19 protein-coding genes are annotated in these 19,917 nt (G+C 44.2%); 16 read left to right on the forward strand and 3 right to left on the reverse strand.

Features of this window, described 5'->3' with window-relative positions:
* Positions 1 to 100 precede the first annotated feature (100 nt).
* On the forward strand, positions 101 to 469 hold the full coding sequence (locus tag MHI60_RS08430) for a VOC family protein (RefSeq protein WP_144471733.1): 369 nt from the start codon (positions 101 to 103) through the stop codon (positions 467 to 469).
* 44 nt (positions 470 to 513) lie between these two features.
* Here the strand turns inward: MHI60_RS08430 and ribD are convergent, their stop codons facing one another.
* The 3 genes from ribD to MHI60_RS08445 are packed head-to-tail and all read right to left on the reverse strand — an operon-like array spanning position 514 to position 3,224.
* Positions 514 to 1,605 carry a bifunctional diaminohydroxyphosphoribosylaminopyrimidine deaminase/5-amino-6-(5-phosphoribosylamino)uracil reductase RibD gene (ribD, locus tag MHI60_RS08435; RefSeq protein WP_095409904.1) on the reverse strand — a complete coding sequence of 364 codons (1,092 nt, stop codon included), beginning with the start codon at positions 1,603 to 1,605 and terminating at the stop codon, positions 514 to 516.
* Positions 1,592 to 2,353: a GTP cyclohydrolase II gene (locus tag MHI60_RS08440; RefSeq protein ID WP_095409903.1), complete on the reverse strand. Its 762-nt coding sequence runs from the start codon at positions 2,351 to 2,353 to the stop codon at positions 1,592 to 1,594. The genes ribD and MHI60_RS08440 overlap by 14 nt, the downstream gene beginning before the upstream one ends.
* A gap of 16 nt (positions 2,354 to 2,369) precedes the next feature.
* Entirely contained in the window at positions 2,370 to 3,224 is an 855-nt protein-coding gene (locus tag MHI60_RS08445; RefSeq protein ID WP_144471737.1) for a VOC family protein, read from the reverse strand.
* A 177-nt stretch (positions 3,225 to 3,401) separates the two neighbouring features.
* Between MHI60_RS08445 and MHI60_RS08450 the strand changes: the two genes are divergently transcribed.
* The 15 genes from MHI60_RS08450 (at position 3,402) to cydC (ending at position 19,908) form a co-directional block, all read left to right on the forward strand.
* Positions 3,402 to 3,734, forward strand: a complete 333-nt coding sequence (locus tag MHI60_RS08450; protein ID WP_095409901.1) for a helix-turn-helix domain-containing protein — start codon at positions 3,402 to 3,404, stop codon at positions 3,732 to 3,734.
* 370 nt (positions 3,735 to 4,104) lie between these two features.
* The gene (locus MHI60_RS08455) at positions 4,105 to 4,563 is read left to right on the forward strand and encodes an NEAT domain-containing protein (RefSeq protein ID WP_144484032.1); all 459 of its coding nucleotides are present in this window, start codon (positions 4,105 to 4,107) and stop codon (positions 4,561 to 4,563) included.
* Positions 4,564 to 4,583: 20 nt separating this feature from the next.
* Entirely contained in the window at positions 4,584 to 5,237 is a 654-nt protein-coding gene (gene isdC / locus MHI60_RS08460; protein ID WP_095410072.1) for a heme uptake protein IsdC, read from the forward strand.
* A 19-nt stretch (positions 5,238 to 5,256) separates the two neighbouring features.
* Complete coding sequence (locus MHI60_RS08465) at positions 5,257 to 7,098, forward strand: NEAT domain-containing protein (RefSeq protein ID WP_144484029.1); 1,842 nt, start codon at positions 5,257 to 5,259, stop codon at positions 7,096 to 7,098.
* A 75-nt stretch (positions 7,099 to 7,173) separates the two neighbouring features.
* The gene (gene isdE, locus MHI60_RS08470; RefSeq protein ID WP_095409898.1) at positions 7,174 to 8,061 is read left to right on the forward strand and encodes a heme ABC transporter substrate-binding protein IsdE; all 888 of its coding nucleotides are present in this window, start codon (positions 7,174 to 7,176) and stop codon (positions 8,059 to 8,061) included.
* 33 nt (positions 8,062 to 8,094) lie between these two features.
* Positions 8,095 to 9,081: an iron ABC transporter permease gene (locus MHI60_RS08475; RefSeq protein WP_095409897.1), complete on the forward strand. Its 987-nt coding sequence runs from the start codon at positions 8,095 to 8,097 to the stop codon at positions 9,079 to 9,081.
* Complete coding sequence (locus MHI60_RS08480; protein WP_095409896.1) at positions 9,068 to 9,838, forward strand: ABC transporter ATP-binding protein; 771 nt, start codon at positions 9,068 to 9,070, stop codon at positions 9,836 to 9,838. Before MHI60_RS08475 ends, MHI60_RS08480 begins: the two co-directional genes overlap by 14 nt.
* A gap of 26 nt (positions 9,839 to 9,864) precedes the next feature.
* Positions 9,865 to 10,617, forward strand: coding sequence for a class B sortase (gene srtB, locus MHI60_RS08485; protein ID WP_144471751.1), 753 nt, complete (start codon positions 9,865 to 9,867; stop codon positions 10,615 to 10,617).
* Positions 10,618 to 10,635: 18 nt separating this feature from the next.
* Positions 10,636 to 11,574, forward strand: coding sequence for an ABC transporter substrate-binding protein (locus tag MHI60_RS08490; RefSeq protein WP_111291612.1), 939 nt, complete (start codon positions 10,636 to 10,638; stop codon positions 11,572 to 11,574).
* Positions 11,571 to 12,584, forward strand: a complete 1,014-nt coding sequence (locus tag MHI60_RS08495) for an iron ABC transporter permease (RefSeq protein ID WP_144484027.1) — start codon at positions 11,571 to 11,573, stop codon at positions 12,582 to 12,584. Before MHI60_RS08490 ends, MHI60_RS08495 begins: the two co-directional genes overlap by 4 nt.
* A gap of 1 nt (position 12,585) precedes the next feature.
* Positions 12,586 to 13,707: a heme oxygenase gene (isdG, locus tag MHI60_RS08500; protein ID WP_144484024.1), complete on the forward strand. Its 1,122-nt coding sequence runs from the start codon at positions 12,586 to 12,588 to the stop codon at positions 13,705 to 13,707.
* 323 nt (positions 13,708 to 14,030) lie between these two features.
* The gene (locus MHI60_RS08505; protein ID WP_111291610.1) at positions 14,031 to 15,446 is read left to right on the forward strand and encodes a cytochrome ubiquinol oxidase subunit I; all 1,416 of its coding nucleotides are present in this window, start codon (positions 14,031 to 14,033) and stop codon (positions 15,444 to 15,446) included.
* On the forward strand, positions 15,433 to 16,449 hold the full coding sequence (gene cydB / locus MHI60_RS08510) for a cytochrome d ubiquinol oxidase subunit II (RefSeq protein ID WP_144471759.1): 1,017 nt from the start codon (positions 15,433 to 15,435) through the stop codon (positions 16,447 to 16,449). The genes MHI60_RS08505 and cydB overlap by 14 nt, the downstream gene beginning before the upstream one ends.
* On the forward strand, positions 16,449 to 18,185 hold the full coding sequence (cydD, locus tag MHI60_RS08515) for a thiol reductant ABC exporter subunit CydD (protein ID WP_111291608.1): 1,737 nt from the start codon (positions 16,449 to 16,451) through the stop codon (positions 18,183 to 18,185). The genes cydB and cydD overlap by 1 nt, the downstream gene beginning before the upstream one ends.
* Complete coding sequence (gene cydC / locus MHI60_RS08520; protein WP_144484021.1) at positions 18,175 to 19,908, forward strand: thiol reductant ABC exporter subunit CydC; 1,734 nt, start codon at positions 18,175 to 18,177, stop codon at positions 19,906 to 19,908. The genes cydD and cydC overlap by 11 nt, the downstream gene beginning before the upstream one ends.
* Positions 19,909 to 19,917: the final 9 nt, after the last annotated feature.

Raw genomic sequence — 19,917 nt, forward strand, 5'->3', positions numbered from 1 at the left:
TAAGAAACACCTCAAAAACAATTCAATTTGCTCAGCATCGCAAAAACTTAAGAAACCCTACATAGAAAAACCAATTGAGAAAAGAAAGGGAGAGGGGAATATGTCAAACTTTTTTGGAATCGACCATGTTCAACTAGCTGCCCCAAAAGGCAGTGAAGAGAAAGCTCGTTTGTTTTTTGGTGAAATTTTAGGAATGGAAGAAATCCCTAAGCCTAGTAATCTAGCTAAACGTGGAGGCGTCTGGTTTCAATGCGGTCATCATCAGCTTCACATTGGCATTCAGGAACATTTTCAAGCTGCAAAGAAAGCTCATCCGGCTTTTCTTGTAAAGAGTCTATCGGAATTAAAAGAGGCATTATTGAAGCATCACATTCGTATAAGAGAAGATGAGCCATTGGAGGGAGCCAATCGGTTTTATGTAGAAGATCCTTTTGGGAATCGAATTGAGTTTTTAGAGAGGAAAGACTAGAAGACAATAATAAGGCTGTCGAGGAAATCTCGACAGCCTATTTGTTATTGATAAACAGGATAGCCCGTTATTTTAATATCTTTTCCGAGTGGTTCTACGGCGAGTTGATCCAGTTCAATGGCATCACTCATGAGGCGTATGCCTTCGCCTCCGAAAAAGGAAGGGGAGAGACGTCCGCCAATGAGCTTAGGCGCCATATAGATGACCAATTTATCTACAAGCTGTTGTTCTAAGAACGAGGCGTTAATCTGGCCGCCGCCTTCAATCATGAGAGACGAGACATTTTTTTCTCCCAGTACTTGAAGCACTTCTTGCAGGGGCACCCGCGTGTCGCTGTCTGTCATGAAGACACGGACGCCAGCTTCTTCTAAAGCCGCTCGTTTTTCCTCATCGGCTTGCTTTGTTGTAAAGATCCATGTAGGTGCCATCTGATCAGTGACGATCTTTGCTGTCAGTGGTGTTGACAGCTTAGAGTCTAAGACAATTCGAATCGGATTGTTCCCATTTGGAATCCGCGCAGTTAATGATGGATCGTCGTGAATGACGGTTTGAGCACCGACCAAAATCGCATCATTGATACTGCGGATATGGTGAGCATCATAACGGGATGTCTCAGATGTAATCCACTTGCTGTCAGACGTGGCAGAGGCGATTTTTCCATCTAAGGTAATGCCCGCTTTGAGCGTCACGAAAGGTGTTTTTTTCGTAATAAAGTGATTAAATACCTCATTCATCAGAATGGATTCTTGTTCAAGTACGCCCGTGATGACTTGTATGCCGGCGTCTTGTAAAATGGCAATCCCGCGGCCAGCGACAAGCGGATTCGGATCAAGTGCCGCCACGACAACAGTTTCGACGCCGGCTTTCACAAGTGCTTCCGCGCAAGGGCCTGTGCGGCCATGATGAGAACAAGGCTCAAGGGTCACATAAATGGTGGCTCCTTTTGCCTTGTCTCCGGCCATGTTGAGTGCATGAATTTCAGCATGCGGTTCACCGGCTTTCATATGAGCACCGACTCCAACAATTTCATTCTCTCGCACAATCACAGCCCCGACGAGCGGATTCGGAGATGTCTGACCTTTCATTGCCCGTGCATTATCAAGGGCTAGCTTCATATATCGCTCATGATGTGGCAATCGTACGCACCTCTTGCTCCGCCTTCATGTGACCTGAGCGGTTGATTTTTGTCTGCAAGTAATTTTCGTTAAATTCAGAGACATCTCCCCAAAGTGGAATGCGTCCAGAAAGAGATAAACCTGCATGGCTGATCGCATCTGTCTTTTTCGGGTTATTGGTAATGAGTCTGACCGGTTTTGTACGAAGTGTTTGAAGAACGGCAATGGCTTCTTCGTATTGACGTGTGTCATCTTCAAAACCAAGAGCTTCGTTCGCTTCTACTGTATCGTAGCCGTTTTCTTGAAGAATATAAGCCATGGCTTTACTGAAAAGACCAATGCCGCGGCCTTCATGATTGGCTAAGTAAAACAGAGCTCCTGCTCCATTGTCCTCAATCATTCGCATAGACTGCTTCAATTGGAATCCGCAGTCGCAGCGCTTGCTTCCGAAAATATCGCCTGTGTGGCAAATGGAATGCATGCGGATAAGGGCTTCATCAGCTTGCTCAAAATCCCCATATACAAGAACGCTTGACTGCTGATGATCAGCAAGCTGGCGGGACGAAAGGCTTTCAATTAAAGCTTCATCTGACAATGGCTCTTTTCCATCGTCTTTTAACCATGAATACCAGTTGAACATGACGGTTCTGCCGTCTAAATTCACTGGCAGTTTAATGGGTCCAGTGATATATATATACCCGTCTTCTTGCTGTACTCGTTTGATTTTATCTTTTAATATGGCTGTTTTAAGCTCTGTGTGTTTGTCCATATTCTGCACCTTCTTTTTAGTCTGTTTCTTCAATCTGTAAACGAACGAGAACGCCAAATGGATCAACAAATTCGCTGCTTTTTCCTGTCGTGTTGACTTGAGTGCCTGCTTTTGTCAGACGTTCGATGACGGATTGTCTGTCTGCTTCTTCTGGAAAAACCAGTGTATAGCTTCTAATTCCTGAAAAACGTGGATCAATGGCTCCTTTTCGTCCGCGTCCCCATGCATTAAAGGCAAGGTGGTGGTGGTACACACCAGCGGCGATAAATAGGCTTGCTGGTGGAGCCATTCGGATATGAAAACCGAGCGTATTGACATATAAGGAATCTGCTTCTTCTGGGTTGAGATGGAAATGCAAGTGTCCCATGACTGTGCCCGCAGGGAGTCCTTCCCATGTGGTATCAGCGGCTTCTTGCAGGAGACCATCTCCATCAAGCGGTGCATTTCCGCCACCTTTCAGTTCTCCATGCTCACCTACCCAAATGTCCTGAGGACGGTCAGCATAAATTTCTACGCCAATGCCGTCAGGATCACTTAAATAAATGGCTTCACTGAAAAAGTGATCGCTTGCTCCAATTAAAGGATAGCCTTTTTTGATCACATGTGCCAGCCATGTGCCCAGGTTTTTTCTGGTAGGTAATAAAACAGCAAAATGATAAAGACCTGGCTCATGATCAGGCTTTTCTTTGAGCTGTGCATTCTCTTTTAACAAAAGGATCGGTTCCTTTGCATTGCTGCCAAGTGTCACCGCGGAATCTGTCTTTTCTAATATAGTAAATCCTAAAATGTCTGTATAAAAAGGTAAAGAACGATCAAAGCTGGACACATGTAATTCTGTCACACCCAGCCTTAGCTGCTCAATTGTCTTCAAGCTCGGTCATCTCCTTCATGATATATGCATCGGCATGTTCAAATGTTTTTGAAAATCTATAAAAAATGAATACCTTGTTACTTTTAGTAACTAAACTATATAATAGTTAGTGACTTATTTCAAGTAATTAATTGTGTTATAATGAAAAAAAGAGAAAAAAGCAGGAGGGAGTAAGATATGGCTCAAGTAGATGGCTGCCCAATTACAGATGCCATGGAGATTCTAGGCAAGAAGTGGGTCATTCTCATCATCAATCAGCTTCTGACAGGGCCTAAGCGTTTTTGTCAGCTTGAAAATGAAATGAACATCAGCGGAAGATTACTATCAGAAAGGCTGAAGGATTTAGAAGCTGAGGGACTTGTTGAGAAAAAGGTATACCCCGATATTCCAGTGCGGATTGAATACGAATTAACAGTTCAAGGGAAGAAAATTGAAGCGATTATTCGTGAAATGTATGCTTGGTCTTTAGATCGTAAAAACAGCAAAATAGAGGAACATGTTCCTTCTTAATCCATTTCGATCAGTGTGTCTGATCGAAATTTTTTTGTGTGATTTTCCAGAAATCTATGTCAATAGTATGAAAAATGATGTTGACAATAAATTCACCCATCATATAAGATCAAGAAGAAGAGGGTTCTTTTCCCTGTAATGGAATGGAGGTCATGCCATGGAATCATGAATGGGACAGATTGCCTAAAACACGTGTCAATACATCATTTAGAAACAGACATCTTTGGCTTTTAAGAAGCAAAGATTTATTTTTTCAACTCGATTGATAATGATTATCATAATCATCTATAAGTGTGTTCCAGCACTTATAAAGGTTATTTTTTTTATTGTCTATTGAGAATAATTATCAATATCATTTAGGAGGGTTCATATGAAAGTCATTCGTTCAACATCACACGCATTATTGTTTTTTAGTTTTGTTCTATTATTTGCTCTAGCCCCGATTAGCTCAGCATCAGCAGCTGGTTTAGCAGATGGTCAACATTCAGCACAATATGTGGTTTGGAAGGCAGATAGCGATTCGACTTCAACAGCGAATACGTATTTTGAAAAACCAGCCAAGCTTGTCGTGAAGGGTGGAAAAATCAAAGCACAAGTTACGTTAACAAATAGTTCTTGGATCACTAGCTTTAAAACGCTCGATCAAGGTGTCTACAAAGATGCAAAGGTAATCAGTACAAATACAGCTGCGAATAAGAGAACAGTAGAATTCAACGTGAACAGCCTGACAGAAGTCGTACCAGCAAAAGTGAGCGTCACTGTACCGGCCATCGGATATACAGGTAATTACGACATTCGTCTCAAGTTTGATGCAGCATCTGTTCAATAAAAAGGGAGGAAATTCGCTTGATGAAAAAAATGATGAGGCTATCAGTCTTCATGACCGCTTTATTATTGGCATTTATGCTGCCTTTTTCAAACGCACAGGCTGCCACGTTAAAGGATGGTACATACTCCGTCAACTATAATGTGCTCAAGGCTGAAGGAAATGCGGTCTCCATGGCAAATGATTACTGGCTGAAGCCAGCAAAAGTGATTGCCAAAAACGGGAAGCTGACAGTACAAATGACCATTAAAAATAGCAGCTGGGTGACGGAATTTAAAGTACCCGGAAATGGCGGCTATGTCGATACAACGGTTCTCTCAACCAATAAAAAAGCCAACACAAGGATTGTTCAGTTCCAAGCACAGAGCTTGTCTAAACCAATCAAGTCAAAAATTCATGTCACTGTGAAATCTGCTGATTATGATCATGATTACACCATTCAGCTGAAATTCGATGAAAGCAGCATCAAGTCACTTTCGTCTAACAGCACAAACAAATCAGCGGGTGAGGCAGAAAAGCAGCAGCCATCAAAAGAATCAACGAAAACATCTGATTCATCCACAACAAAACAAGAAGAGAATCCTCAAACTGGTGATACAAACCAGACAGGGTGGCTCCTTGTGCTTGTCTTATGTTCAGGCGGGTTTTTAGCAAGAAAGTGGATCATCAAGCATTAACGGAAGGAAGTGTCACCATTTGAAACGTCTTTTTCATCTAAAGGCAGCCATTCTGCTCGTTTTATTCAGTTTGTTGACTGCGTTTCAGATTCCTCAAGGAACAGCTCAAGCGGCATCATTCGTTGATGGTGAATACACAGTTGGATTCACCATTTTAAAAAATGGCAGCACAGAAGCGTCCATGATGGATACCTATACAGAAAAGCCAGCCAAGCTCATTGTGGAAAATGGCAAGAAAACAGCCTATGTCACACTGAAGCAAAGCAAAGAAATAACAGATTTCAAGGTTGAACAAAATGGTGCTCTCGTTACCACTGAAACGGTCAGTGAGGACGAAACAGCCAATACACGTGTGATCAAATTTGATGTCGCCGACTTATCAGCAAAATTAAACGGCTGGGTGAAAATTTACTGGGATTTAGGCGGCTTTATTTATGACGAAGCATATGACGTACAGTTTGCATTCGATCAAAGCAGCTTAACACTCGTTACACCTGCAAAGCCAGATGATAACGAAACAAAACCAGATGACCAAAACGGTACAAAACCAGATGACCAAAACGGTACAAAACCAGACGATAACGAAACAAAGCCGGATGATCAAAACGGTACAAAGCCAAACGATAACGAAACAAAGCCGGATGATCAAAATGGCACAAAGCCAGATGATCAACCGACAACACCAGGCAATAACAATGGCACAAAACCAGATGATTCCGCGCAAAATCAATTAAAAGATGGCGTATATCGTATTAATTACAGTGTGCTAAAAGGGGATACAGATGAGGCATCTCGAATGAATCAATACTTCTCACATCCCGCATCCTTAACCGTCAAAAATGGAAAGCAAACCATTTCCTTTACGGTAAAGGACCATAAGTCTGTCGATTCTTTAAAAGTAGAGCACAACGGTTCTTATCAAGAAGCAAAGACAGTCAGCACAGATGAAGCGAAGAATACAAGAGTGGTTTCATTTGATGCAAGTGATTTGAAAAAAGCGGTAAAAGGAAAAGTACACATTGTAGTAGCGGCCGCTAACTATGATCAAACCTACGATATTCGTTTTCAATTTGATTCAAAGAGTATCGCTCCAGTTAAAGACGGGCAGGTAGAGGAAGAAAAACCAGCAGCACCAGAAACACCAAAAACACCAAAACCAAACACACCATCACCAGAAACAAATAACAGCGGAGCTAATCAAGAGACGGCTCAGCTAAAAGATGGTGTATACAAACTTCCTTTCTCAATGAAGAAAGCAGACAAGGATGAGCTTTCTCGCATGAACGATTACGTCGTGAGCCCTGCGACACTGGTTGTGAAAAATGGCCGACATTTCGTTTCATATACAGTGAAGAACAGCTCAGCGATCACGTCATTCCAAGTAGGGACAGGCGGAAAGTTTGAAGAGACACTTGTCGCGAAAACAGATCAAAAAGCAGATACACGTGTCATTCAATATGAAGCAAAAAGTTTAAGTGGAGCTCAGGCTGCACGCGTAAAAATTGATATTCCAGCTGCGAACTACCATGAGCAGTACGATGTCAAACTTGTCTATGACACAAAAGGAATCGCTCTCGGTGAGGGAAGCGGAATTTCAACGGTCATTGGAGACGATGAGAGTATTGGCTTTGTCAAAAATCCAAATGATCACGATTCTCAAACAACTCAACTTGAGAATGTAGCACCAGAGGAAACGGGTGCAGAGCAGATGACATTTACTCCAACAGATGATCAAACCAAATCTGATTCTGAACAGCTGAATCCGAAAACGGGAGATACCTCTCTGCTTTGGGTGTATATTCTTTTATTCGGCGGGTCGTTATTCGTACTCGTCAGAAAATATCAAACACGGACAAGATAGATCGTTTATTTTAAGTGAGATGCGCCATTTATGTCGGCGCATCCACTCTCTTTTTTCGAAAGGAGGCTTCTGTTTTTGAAGCATCGAATGTTATGTACCTTGATCGCCGCTCTCAGTGTGTGCGTGATCTTATCGGGCTGCTCACAGTCAGCAGAAAGCTCAGCAAAAGGCAAAAAAAGCGCAGAATCAAGTGAGCGCATTGTAGCAACGACTGTAGCTGCTGCGGAGATCATGGATGCTTTAGAGGTGGATCTTGTCGGGGTGCCAACAAGTCAAAAACCCTTGCCAGCTCGTTACAAAGGACTGCCGGAAGTCGGCAACCCAATGAGCCCGGATATGGAAATCATCCAATCACTTCAACCGACAGATGTCCTGTCTGTCACAACCCTTCAATATGATTTAGAGACACCCTTTCAGCAAGCAGGTGTCCCTGCCACATACTTAAATCTAGAGAGCATGGCTAACATGGAGAAGGCTATCACGAAGCTCGGAGATCAGTATGACAGAAAGAAACAGGCTGAACGCATTGTGTCTGAGTTTGAGCAAAAAAAGAAAGACATACAAGAGAAGACGAAAGGAAAACGTAAGCCGTCCGTTCTGATTTTACTTGGTGTGCCAGGCAGTTATTTGGTGGCGACAGAGAATTCATATATTGGTGATCTTGTGCGTATCGCAGGAGGAAAGAATATTGTGGGAGGCGAGAAAATGGAGTATTTGGCATCCAATACGGAATATTTACAAAAAGCCAATCCAGATATCATTCTCCGGGCCGCACATGGGATGCCAGACGAAGTCGTTCGCATGTTTGATGAAGAATTCAAAACAAATGACATCTGGAAACATTTCAATGCGGTTAAACAAAACCGGGTGTATGACCTCGAAGAAAGCTTATTTGGGACAACAGGCAATTTAAAGGCAGCAGAAGCATTAGATGAATTGACTCGTATGTTGTATCCGTCATAAGCGGCGAATCTTAATGATAAAAGGACGTTCAAGATGAAAAAAACAGGGATTTTATTTCTGATAGTCAGTCTCTTACTGGTCTGCGTGTTTATTTATTCAGCCATTACTGGGAGCATTCATGTCACCCCAATTGAATTATTAGAAGGGCTCATCACCGGTCAACATGCACAGGTAGAAATCATTAAAGATTTGAGAATTCCCCGCATGCTTATCGCGATGTTTACAGGGGCCGCCTTATCTGTCTCCGGTGTACTGCTGCAGTCAGTCATGAGGAATCCGTTAGCTGATGCCGGAGTCATTGGCATTTCATCAGGAGCCAGCTTCTTTTCATTAATGGCGATTACAGCGCTTCCTCAATTTTATTTCTACTCCCCTTTATTTTCGGTATTAGGCGGGGCTATTGCGTGTTTCCTCGTGTATGTTCTGTCTTGGAAAGGTGGTTTAAGCCCGATCCGCATGATCTTGGTTGGGATCGCGATCAATGCCATGTTTACTGGAATGGCTGAAGCATTTGTGACCATTTGCAGCTATTTCAATATCACGATTAATCAGTCGGGACAGTCGAATCTCACGATGAAAACATGGGGAGATGTCCGATTAATCGGTGTCTATGGTGTCGTCGGCCTTGTCGTTGCACTCTTCTTCAGCAGATGGTGCAACCTCCTGGCTCTTCAGGACAAGACAGCGAAAAATTTAGGATTGCGTGTGACCAGAATGCGCCTTTTGATTTCCATCACAGCTGTTTTACTTGCGGCGGTGACAGCTGCAGTAGCGGGTGTGATAGCCTTTGTCGGCTTGCTCATTCCGCACATTTCAAGAAGGCTTGTCGGCTCAGATCACCGGGTACTGATTCCATTTTCTGCGTTAAGCGGGGCTTTGCTTATTTTGACGGCTGATACGCTTGGCAGGACGCTTGTGGCACCAAATGAGATTCCTGCTTCTACGATCATGGCCGTGATTGGCGGGCCGTTTCTGATCTTTTTATTAAGAAGGGGGGACCGTCTCCATGGACATTCGTGAGGTGTCATTCTCATATGACCAGCAGAAGGACATCGTTCAATCGGTCACGACACAGATTGAAAAGGGAAAAATCACAACCATTATCGGTCCAAATGGCTCGGGAAAATCCACACTGCTTTCCTTAATGGCGAATAATCATTGTCCAAATAAAGGGCAAATTCACTTAGACGGGCATGCGCTGAATGCGTTCAAGCCAAAGGAGCTGGCAAAAAAGCTCGCTGTCGTCCATCAGCAAAATGAGGCGCCGCTTGATTTAACGATCGAACGGGTCGTGGCCTTTGGCAGAACGCCTTACCAGACGATGCGCGGAGGAGACAAGGAAGAGGATGAGAGAGCGGTAGAGTGGGCGCTGTCCAGTACAAAGCTAACGGAAAAACGAAAGGTGCCGCTCGCCTCACTGTCAGGTGGAGAGCGGCAGCGTGTATGGATTGCGATGGCACTTGCGCAAAAAACGCCAATCCTTTTCTTAGATGAACCGACAACCTATTTGGATATCTACTATCAATTTGACATTCTTGAGCTGATTCGTGAGCTGAATGCCAAGCATGGATTAACCATTGTCATGGTGCTGCACGACATGAATCAGGCTGTCCGCTACAGCGATATCATCATAGCGATGAAGGATGGACAGATTATCAGTGAAGGACAGCCAAACGATGTGTTAACAGAGGAAAACGTGCGGCACATTTATGATGTGTCTGTCACGATTAGACAGGATGCAGAAACAGGGATGTACATCGTGCCTGTTGGTATATAAGCTGTGCAAAAAGCAGGTGAGATAGTGTGAAACGAGGAAAACGGCTCTGGCAGCGGATGCTGACGATCGTTTGTTTAGGAGTATTTATTTATAGCGGTACAGCCATCGGCTTCGAACTTTTCGGTTATTATCAAAATCGCCAGGTGCTTGCAAAGGCCCAGACGATGTATGGACATGAAGAAGAAATGACTGAAAAACGGGCGCCGGGAAAGATCCGTTCGTCATTTGATGAGCTGCGGAAGGTGAATGAGGACATTGTCGGCTGGATCAATATGAAAGACACGATGATTCAGTATCCGATTGTTCAATCTCACGATAATGCGTTCTACTTAACTCGCAATTATTTAAAAAACGACACCCGGGCAGGCAGTATCTTTATGGATTATCGTAATGATGTCCTGCATGAAAGCCCAAATACAGTGGTGTACGGCCATCGGATGAGGGATGGATCCATGTTCGCTGGACTCACAAACTATCTAAAAAAAGATTTCTTCCAAGAGCACCGGACATTTCAGTACGATACACTGTATCAAAGCTATGAAGCGGAGATTTTTGCTGTGTATGAAACGACGGTTGACTTCGACTATATTCAAACCGATTTTCAAGATCTTGGCGAATACGCGCATTACTTGCAAGCTGTGCGGAAGAAATCAATCTATCAAACGAAGACAGACGTGTCTACAGATGATCTCATCCTCACCTTATCGACCTGTGATCATGTGCTAGCACCTAAAAACGGGCGTCTCGTGGTACAGGCAAAGCTAAAGAAAGTTTACTAGAAAAGGAGAGACAGACGGTTGAAATTTTCATATGTGATCTTGGCGGGACTCGTCTTGATGCTTCTCCTTGGCGGATGCAGTCAGGCAGCACCTGTAGAGAAAGGGAGCGGGCAAGGAGCGCTGAAGATAAAGGATTTTACCGGAAGAACGCTGTCGTTTGATGAATCCCCGCAGCGTATCGTCGCATTGTCGACCGGGGACATGAGTATTTTGTATGCTTTAGGCGGTGAGGCGGTCGGCCGGCCAACCGCCGAGTTACCAGACAGCTTACAAAAGGCAAAGTCTGTACAAACGATTGGCACAACGCATCAATTTGATGTAGAGCTGATCACAAGCTTAAAGCCTGATGTGGTGCTTGGAAATGAACAATTAAACAGCAAGGACATCTCTACAATAGAAGGAATTGGTTCACAGCTTCTTTTGACAAGCGCCAATTCAGTGAAGGACATCCAGCGTCAAATCTCGTTATTTGGGGATTTACTTGGGAAACAGCAAAAGGCTAAAGCACTCAATGATCAAATTGATGAGCGGAAAAAGCAAGTCAAGCAGCCTAAGAAAAAAGTGAAAACACTCGTTGTGTACGGTGCACCCGGCACATATATGGCGGCACTTCCTCAATCCTTGAGTGGAGATTTGCTGCACATCGCTGGGGGTGCAAACATCGCTGAGAATGAACCGGCACTCGAAAAATTCCCTCAATACGCCCAAATCAATGCAGAAAAGGTGATCGAAGCCGATCCTGATCTCATTCTGCTCATGACACACAGCAATCCTGACGATGTGAAAGCGGGCTTTATGAGTGAAATGAAACAGAATGCAGCATGGCACGACGTATCAGCTGTCAAAAATGGCCGCGTGGAGATTCTGCCTAGTGATTTATTCGGGACGAACCCAGGCGCAGACGTTATAAAGGCGATCGATGAACTAGAGAAGAGATTGAAGCGATTGTCATCATGAAGGTGAATGCAGAGTTAGATTTTCAAAAAAGACAGTCGAGACGGAGATGGCTTATACCGGGACTGCTTTTCTCACTAGGTGTGGGCATATGCCTAGGGCTTGCATTAGGTTCTGTTCAATTATCGCTGCCAGATTTAATCGCTGCTTTGACGGGAACAGGCCAGCCAGTCCATGAAAAAATCGTCATGGATTTACGCCTGCCGCGCGTTCTCATAGGTTTCATCGTCGGGGCCTGTCTCGCAGCATCAGGGGCAATTTTACAAGGAGTCGTTCGAAATCCACTCGCTGACCCTGGCATCATCGGTGTGACCGCTGGCGGTGGGTTAGCTGCTGTACTCAGCATGATTGTGTTTCCGCAATTCACATATCTGCTTCCAGCGGCTGCCTTCCTTGGCGCTTTATTAGCGGCACTTGTTGTGTATATTTTGTCATTTGATCAAGGAGTTTCACCACTGAAGTTGATTCTAGCGGGTGTGGCAGTTAATGCCCTGCTTGGTGCAGTCATGAATGGGCTGATGGTGCTTTATAGTGAGCGTGTGCAGGCTGTTCTGCCTTTTTTATCAGGAGGATTAAATGGACGGAGCTGGCATCATCTGAGCTTTGTGTCACCCTATGCGCTTGCTGGATTGTGTCTTTGTTTTTTTGCGATCAAGCCGGCAAATCTCCTTTTGCTTGGTGATGAGTCAGCGCAGCTGCTCGGCCTTAGAGTCGAGCGAACCCGATTTTTCTTAATTGCACTGGCGGCGCTTTTGGCGGGTGCAGCTGTAAGCGTGGGCGGTTTAATTGGATTTGTCGGTCTTGTCGTCCCTCATTTTATCCGTCTTTTAATTGGAGATGACTACCGGTACCTGCTGCCGATCTCAATGCTTGGCGGCGGCGTACTTGTGGTCTTTGCTGATACAGCAGCACGGGTATGGTTTACACCGGTTGAACTGCCTGTTGGTATTCTGCTTGCCTGTATCGGTGCACCTTTCTTCCTCTATTTATTAAAAAAGAAAGGGAGGGGTTAAGTTGGATGTGATTGCGATGGATGACGTGAGCCTCAGTCAAGGAGGCTTTCGATTGTCATCTATTTCAGCAGCTGTGCCTAAAGGAAGTGTAACAGGAATTATTGGACCGAATGGGTCAGGGAAGTCGACGTTTATTAAAGCGGCCGCACGCCTTACGTCGATTGAAAGCGGCATGATTTATATTCACGATATACCGCAAAAAGAAATGACTGCACAGGAGATTGCACAGGAAATCGCCGTTCTGATGCAGACGAGAACGGCCATCCCATCGATGACAGTACGTGAGCTGGTCGCACTTGGACGCAGTCCGCATCGTTCGATCTGGAAAAAGAGCTCGAAGACAGATCAGGAAGCGATAGAGTGGGCGCTTGATGTGACAAATAGCCGCGTGAATGAAAACAGGATGCTGCATACATTGTCAGGTGGAGAAAGGCAGAAGGCGTATATTGCCATGGCACTGGCTCAGAAGACAGAGACGATTATTCTGGATGAGCCTACCACTTACTTAGATATTGCGCATCAGCTTGATTTACTGGAGCTGCTCAAACAGCTGAATGAAACGCATGGGATCACCATTTTAATGGTTCTTCATGACCTGCAGCAGGCAGCAAAATATTGTGACCGCCTGATTGCGATGAAGCGTGGTCAGGTATACCAAATAGGGACACCAAACGAAGTATTAACAGAAAACTTTTTCAAAGAGGTTTTTGGGATTCAGGCAGAGGTTCACTTAGATGGAGAGCATCCGCTCATTATCCCAATCGCTTCGATCCAACAACAAAAGGGAGATGAATCAAACATGATCATTGTAAACAACCAGGTTAGAGTAGAAAAAGGCAGTGCAGACCACCTCGTCAAGCGTTTTAACAAGCAGGGACAAGTAGAATTCATGGAAGGATTTTTAGGCATGGAAGTATGGGTCACACAGCAGACAACCGATTATGATGAAGTGACCATTCATACCCGCTGGAATCGAAAAGAAGACTTTGTGAACTGGACAAAATCTCAGGCATTTGGAGATGCACACGCACATGGAAAAGCGAAACCTGAAGGCCTATTAAAAAACAAAATTACGTACTATGAAGTACAAGTCACGAGACCTGCTTTACAGCAAAAAGCTTAAAATAGAAACAAAGCGCTGCGGCTCACATGCAGCGCTATTTTTTTTGCGGTTGTTTATTTCCCGTCACATATTCTTGACAAAGTATTCAAACAACTGACACAATACCATCCAAATTTTAGGTAAAATTTACTTTATTTTTGAAGCGTATGGGTGTAAAGTACAGGTATAAATAACTAACCGAATGAAAATCAAGAGTAAAATTTCACCGAGTGAACCATTTCAAATGGGCTTTTATTTGTGAAACATTGAACAAATAGTGAATATTTTGTGAAATGGTGAGCATGAATCGTTCGGCATGTGAAAGTAAGGGAGGATGTAAGGCTGTGAGTGAGCTGTTTTTAGCAAGATTTCAATTTGCTTCAACGACATTATTTCATTTTATTTTTGTTCCTATGTCAATAGGTTTGGTGTTTATCGTTGCATTGATGCAGACCCTTTATGTCGTCAAGAAAAAAGACATCTATAAAAAGATGGCGAAGTTTTGGGGTCACCTGTTCTTACTGAACTTTGCAGTAGGTGTGGTAACAGGGATTCTGCAGGAATTCCAGTTTGGGATGAACTGGTCAGATTATTCAAGGTTTGTCGGTGATGTATTTGGTGCACCACTTGCTATTGAAGCGCTTTTGGCCTTTTTCCTTGAATCTATATTTATTGGACTTTGGATATTCGGCTGGGATCGTCTGCCAAAGAAGATTCATTTATTGTGTATTTGGGTTGTTTCAATTGCTACGATCTTCTCAGCATTCTGGATTTTAGTAGCAAACGCATTTATGCAGGAGCCAGTCGGATTTGTGATGAAAAATGGCCGTGCAGAAATGAATGACTTTGGTGCACTGGTCACGAATCCTCAGCTATGGGTTGAATTCCCACACGTTGTGTTTGGTGCGCTTGCAACGGGAGCATTCTTTATAGCAGGAGTTAGTGCCTATAAAATGGTCAAAAAACAAGAAATCGTATTTTTTAAAAAGTCATTCCAGATTGCCATGATCCTTGGTTTAATTGCTGGTATTGGTGTAGCGTTCTCTGGACATGATCAAGCGAAGCATCTAATGAAAGCACAGCCAATGAAGATGGCAGCAAGTGAAGCCCTTTGGAAGGATAGTGGAGATCCAGCGGCTTGGACGTTATTTGCCAACATTGACACAGATAAAAAAGAAAACTCTGCGGAGATCAATATTCCGTTTGCTTTAAGTTATTTGGCTTATTCGAAGTTCAGTGGAGATGTTCCAGGTATGCTGACACTTCAAAAAGAATATGAAGCCAAGTTTGGCCCTGGAGACTATATCCCACCAGTGAAAACAACATTCTGGAGCTTTAGAATCATGGTCGGTGCCGGAATGCTGATGATTTTTGCTAGTATGCTTGGCTTGTACTTGAGCTTTAAAAAGAAACTCGAAAAGAACAAATGGTATTTACGCTTCATGGTAGGGATGATTGCGTTCCCGTTTATTGCGAACTCAGCTGGCTGGATCATGACCGAAATTGGGCGTCAGCCGTGGACGGTCTTTGGGATGATGACGACGGCTCAATCGATTTCACCGAACGTATCGTATGGCATGCTGTTATTCTCAGTCATTAGCTTTACGACGATTTATCTGATTCTTGCCATTGTGCTTGCCTACTTATTCATTCGAGAAATTAAAAAAGGTGCACATTCTGAAGGGAATACAGATCAAAAGGATGAAACGGACCTGTCTACAGATCCATTTGATGGAGGCGCATATCATGGCATATCTTAACGAGCTTTGGTTTATTCTTGTCGCAGTATTGTTTGTTGGATTTTTCTTCTTAGAAGGATTTGATTTTGGTGTCGGGATGTCCATGCAGCTGCTTGGAAAGGATGCGCACGAGCGCCGCATTTTAATTAATACGATCGGCCCTTTCTGGGACGCGAATGAGGTCTGGCTGATTACAGCTGGCGGCGCTATTTTCGCTGCATTCCCTAACTGGTATGCCACGATGTTCAGCGGATACTATATTCCGTTTACGGTTCTCCTCTTAGCGCTCATTGGGCGGGGAGTCGCCTTTGAATTCCGAGGGAAAGTTGAGAAAGCCTCTTGGATTAAGACGTGGGACTGGATTATTTTCTTTGGCAGTCTGCTTCCGCCGTTTTTGCTCGGTGTGTTATTCACGAGTATTTTACGCGGGATGCCAATTGATCAAGACATGAACATGTACGCTGGTTTTACGGACTTTGTGAATCTTTATTCAGTTATCGGCGGGGTAGCTGTGACGGTTCTTTGCCTTCTGCACGGATTGATTTTTGTCACACTTCGTACAGAGGGTGATCTAAGAGATCGTGCAAGAAAACTTGGGCAGCGTGTCCTGCTCATTGCATTGCCCGTTCTTGTTATATTTGTCGGTGTGTCCATTATTGAAACAGACATTTATACCATACGCCCGATGATCACCATTCCGTTAACTATGTTGATTGTGATTTGTTATGTTGCAGCTCTTGTTTTGATGAGAAAAGAACGCGATGGCTGGACATTCTTATTCACTGGCGCAGGCATCATGTTGACAGTGACTCTGCTTTTCACTGCATTGTTCCCGCGCGTCATGATTAGTTCAATCAACCATACATTTGATCTGACCATTCAAAACGCTGCATCTGGATCTTATTCACTAACGGTGATGTCGATTGTTGCCATCTCATTGCTGCCCTTTGTGCTTGGGTATCAAATTTGGAGCTATTACGTCTTCCGTAAACGTGTAAGCGGTAAGGAGCCAATGACCTACTAATGGATAAACGTTTGCTTCAATTAAAAGGAATGAGAGGGCTTCTTGCCCTCTTAGGTATTGTGTCACTCATCCAAGGAGCAAGTATTATTTTCCAAGCACAGTGGCTGGCACATGCCATTACCACGCTGTTTGACGGGAAAAGCCTCTCGCAGGCAACGCCTTATGTCCTGCTGTTTCTTGCTGCCTTTCTTGTGCGGCACGGTCTCACCTTGATTCGGGAGAAGGTCATGTTTACCTACTCTTCCCGAATTGGAGCAGACGTCAGAAAACAGCTGCTAGACCAACTCTTTCGATTAGGGCCTGCCTTTGCAAAGAAAAAAGGGACAGGAAAGCTTGTCACATTAGCAATGGAAGGAATTGCTCAATACCGTCAGTATTTACAGCTGTTTTTGCCGAAAATGGTGAACATGGCAGTCATTCCGGCAATGGTCCTTATCTATGTGTGGACATTAGATGAAACATCAGCCGTCATTTTAATTGTGACACTGCCAATTTTAATTATTTTTATGATTTTGTTAGGCCTTGTTGCTCAGCGTAAAGCGGCCAAACAATGGAGATCGTATGAGAAATTATCCAATCATTTTACTGACTCTCTCCGCGGGCTTGAGACGCTGCGTTACTTAGGGATCAGCAAAAAACACTCCCGTAATATTGCGGAAGTGTCAAAGCGATATCGAAAAGCGACGATGAGCACACTGAAGGTCGCCTTTCTGTCATCATTTGCCCTCGATTTCTTTTCCATGCTATCGATTGCAACCGTCGCTGTTTTCCTTGGCTTGCGATTAATTGAAGGAGAGCTTCTGTTATTGCCGGCTTTGACGGCGCTTATGCTGGCGCCGGAGTATTTCCTGCCAGTACGTGAAGTAGGAAATGATTATCATGCGACGTTAAATGGAAAAGAAGCGAATGAAGCCATGCAGGTCATTTTAGAAGAAAAGGGCTTCCGCGCGCAGGAGACACAATCTGTGCAGCTGAATAAGTGGGATGAACAATCCGTGCTCACCCTGCAGGATGTTTGTGTTCAGCATGATGCACATGCCCCTTATTCCATTCAGGATGTGGATCTGACTGTCAAAGGGAAGAAAAAAATCGGCATCATTGGTGCCAGTGGTTCAGGAAAATCGACATTAACCGATGTCCTCGGCGGCTTTGTTGAACCGTCTTCGGGTCAAATTACACTAAACGGCCAGCCGCTTGTTCATTTACAGATGAAGGAATGGCAAAAGGAAGTTGTCTATATGCCGCAGCATCCCTATTTATTTCACATGACATTAAGAGAAAACATTCGTTTTTATGAACCGAATGCAACAGACGAAGAAGTGGAAAGAGCTGTGCATGAGGCTGGCTTATCTCAGCTGGTTACGCAGCTGCCAAATGGCTTGGATGAAGTCATTGGAGAACAGGGAAGAGAGCTAAGCGGCGGACAGGCACAAAGAATTGCGCTTGCGCGAACGGTGCTAGGCCAGCGGTCCATTATGCTGTTAGATGAACCAACAGCGCACCTCGATATTGAAACAGAGTATGAACTGAAGAAAACAATGCTTCCACTGTTTGAACATAAACTTGTGTTCTTAGCGACACACAGACTCCATTGGATGCCGGACATGGATGAAATCATTGTCATGGATCAAGGGACCGTCGCAGAAATGGGGACACATGAATCATTAATGCAAAGAAAAGGCGTGTATTATCAATTGGTACAGGAGCAAATGGGGGCGGTCACACATGGTCAGTAAAGGCTGGTTTATACCTTATATCAAGGAGAATCAAAAGCTGTTTGCCTTGGTTTTATTTTTAGGAGCCATTGCGGTATTCTCTGCTTCTATGCTGATGTATACGTCGGGATTTCTCATTTCAAAAGCTGCGACAAGACCTGAAAATATATTAATGGTTTACGTCCCAATCGTGGCTGTACGTACCTTTGGTATTTCGCGCTCTGCTGCCCGTTATGCAGAAAGGCTGGCGAGCCATCAGCTCATTTTGACAATGATTGAAAAAATGCGTGTACGCCTGTATGACATGGCTGAACGAAGTGCCAAACAGACAAAGCTGGGGACAGGTGAAATGCTTGGTCTCTTGTCAGATGATGTGGAGAGATTGCAGGACGCTTATTTAAAAACCATCTTTCCATCTATCGGTGCACTGCTTTTATATGCCGCATCCATTGGAGCACTTGGCCTTTTCTCATGGCCTTTTGCTGGACTAATGCTGCTTTATATGGCACTTCTCGTATTCGTTTTCCCATATGTCACAGTGCTTGTGAACCGGGCAAGACAAATTCAAATGAAAAAAGGCAGAAATGAGCTGTACAGCCATTTAACAGATGCAGTCATGGGCGTTAGTGACTGGCTGTTCAGCGGCAGGCAGAAAGATTTTGTGGATGGTTATGAACAGAAAGAAGCGCAGCTGTTAGCGCTTGAAGCAGCCAAACATCGATTTATCCGCGTGCGTCAATTTTTTGCACAGCTCTTGATTGGGGGAGCTGTCGTGCTTGTCGTGTATTGGAGCGGCTCCGTCGTTCAGTCAGGATCCATGTCACACACACTGATTGCAGCCTTTGTACTTGTGCTGTTTCCATTAACAGAAGCTTTTCTTCCACTGTCAGATGCGGCAGGTGATATTCCCGTCTACCAGCATGCTGTCAGCAGGTTGCAACATTATGAAAAGCAGTCATATGAAGGAGAAACTGAGAACGAGGCAGTGGATCAGTCAACTATTTCTCACGATGAAGCTGTCTGTTTTGATCAAGTGTCCTTTCGGTATGACACGCAACATTATGTCCTTCAAGACCTGTCATTTTCTCTGAAGCAAGGGGAATCACTCGCGCTTTTAGGAAAAAGCGGTGCAGGCAAATCGACCATTTTAAAATTGTTAGAAGGAGCAGTCGTTCCAAACCAAGGAGCTGTCAGCATTCAAGGAAAGCCGGTTCAAAGCATTCAAGAGAAGGTGTCTGCCTATGTGTCTGTGCTCAATCAACAGCCTTATTTATTCGATACGTCTGTTTTAAACAATATTCGTTTAGGATCTCCAGAGGCGACAGAAGAACAGGTAAAAGAAGCAGCAAGACAAGTGCAGCTGCATGATTACATTGAGTCTTTGCCAGAAGGTTATCATACAGGTGTTCAGGAGACAGGGGTTCGATTTTCAGGTGGAGAAAGACAGCGTATGGCGTTAGCTCGGATATTGCTTCAGGACACGCCGGTTGTTGTATTAGATGAACCGACTGTTGGACTTGATCCACGGACAGAGCGTGAATTGCTTGAAACCATCTTCCGTGTGTTAAAAGGGAAAACAGTTATTTGGATTACCCATCACCTGACTGGCTGTGAGGCGTGTGACCGCATCATGTTTATTGAAGACGGGCGCATTGAGATGCAGGGTCAGCATCAGGATTTACTAAAAGAAAACACGCGTTATCAAAAGCTGTATGAAATGGATCGTCCGTTTTCTACAATATAAATGAATGAA

Origin of the sequence: Bacillus sp. FSL K6-3200, assembly GCF_038630485.1 — a bacterium.
Classification (GTDB): domain Bacteria; phylum Bacillota; class Bacilli; order Bacillales; family Bacillaceae; genus Bacillus; species Bacillus safensis.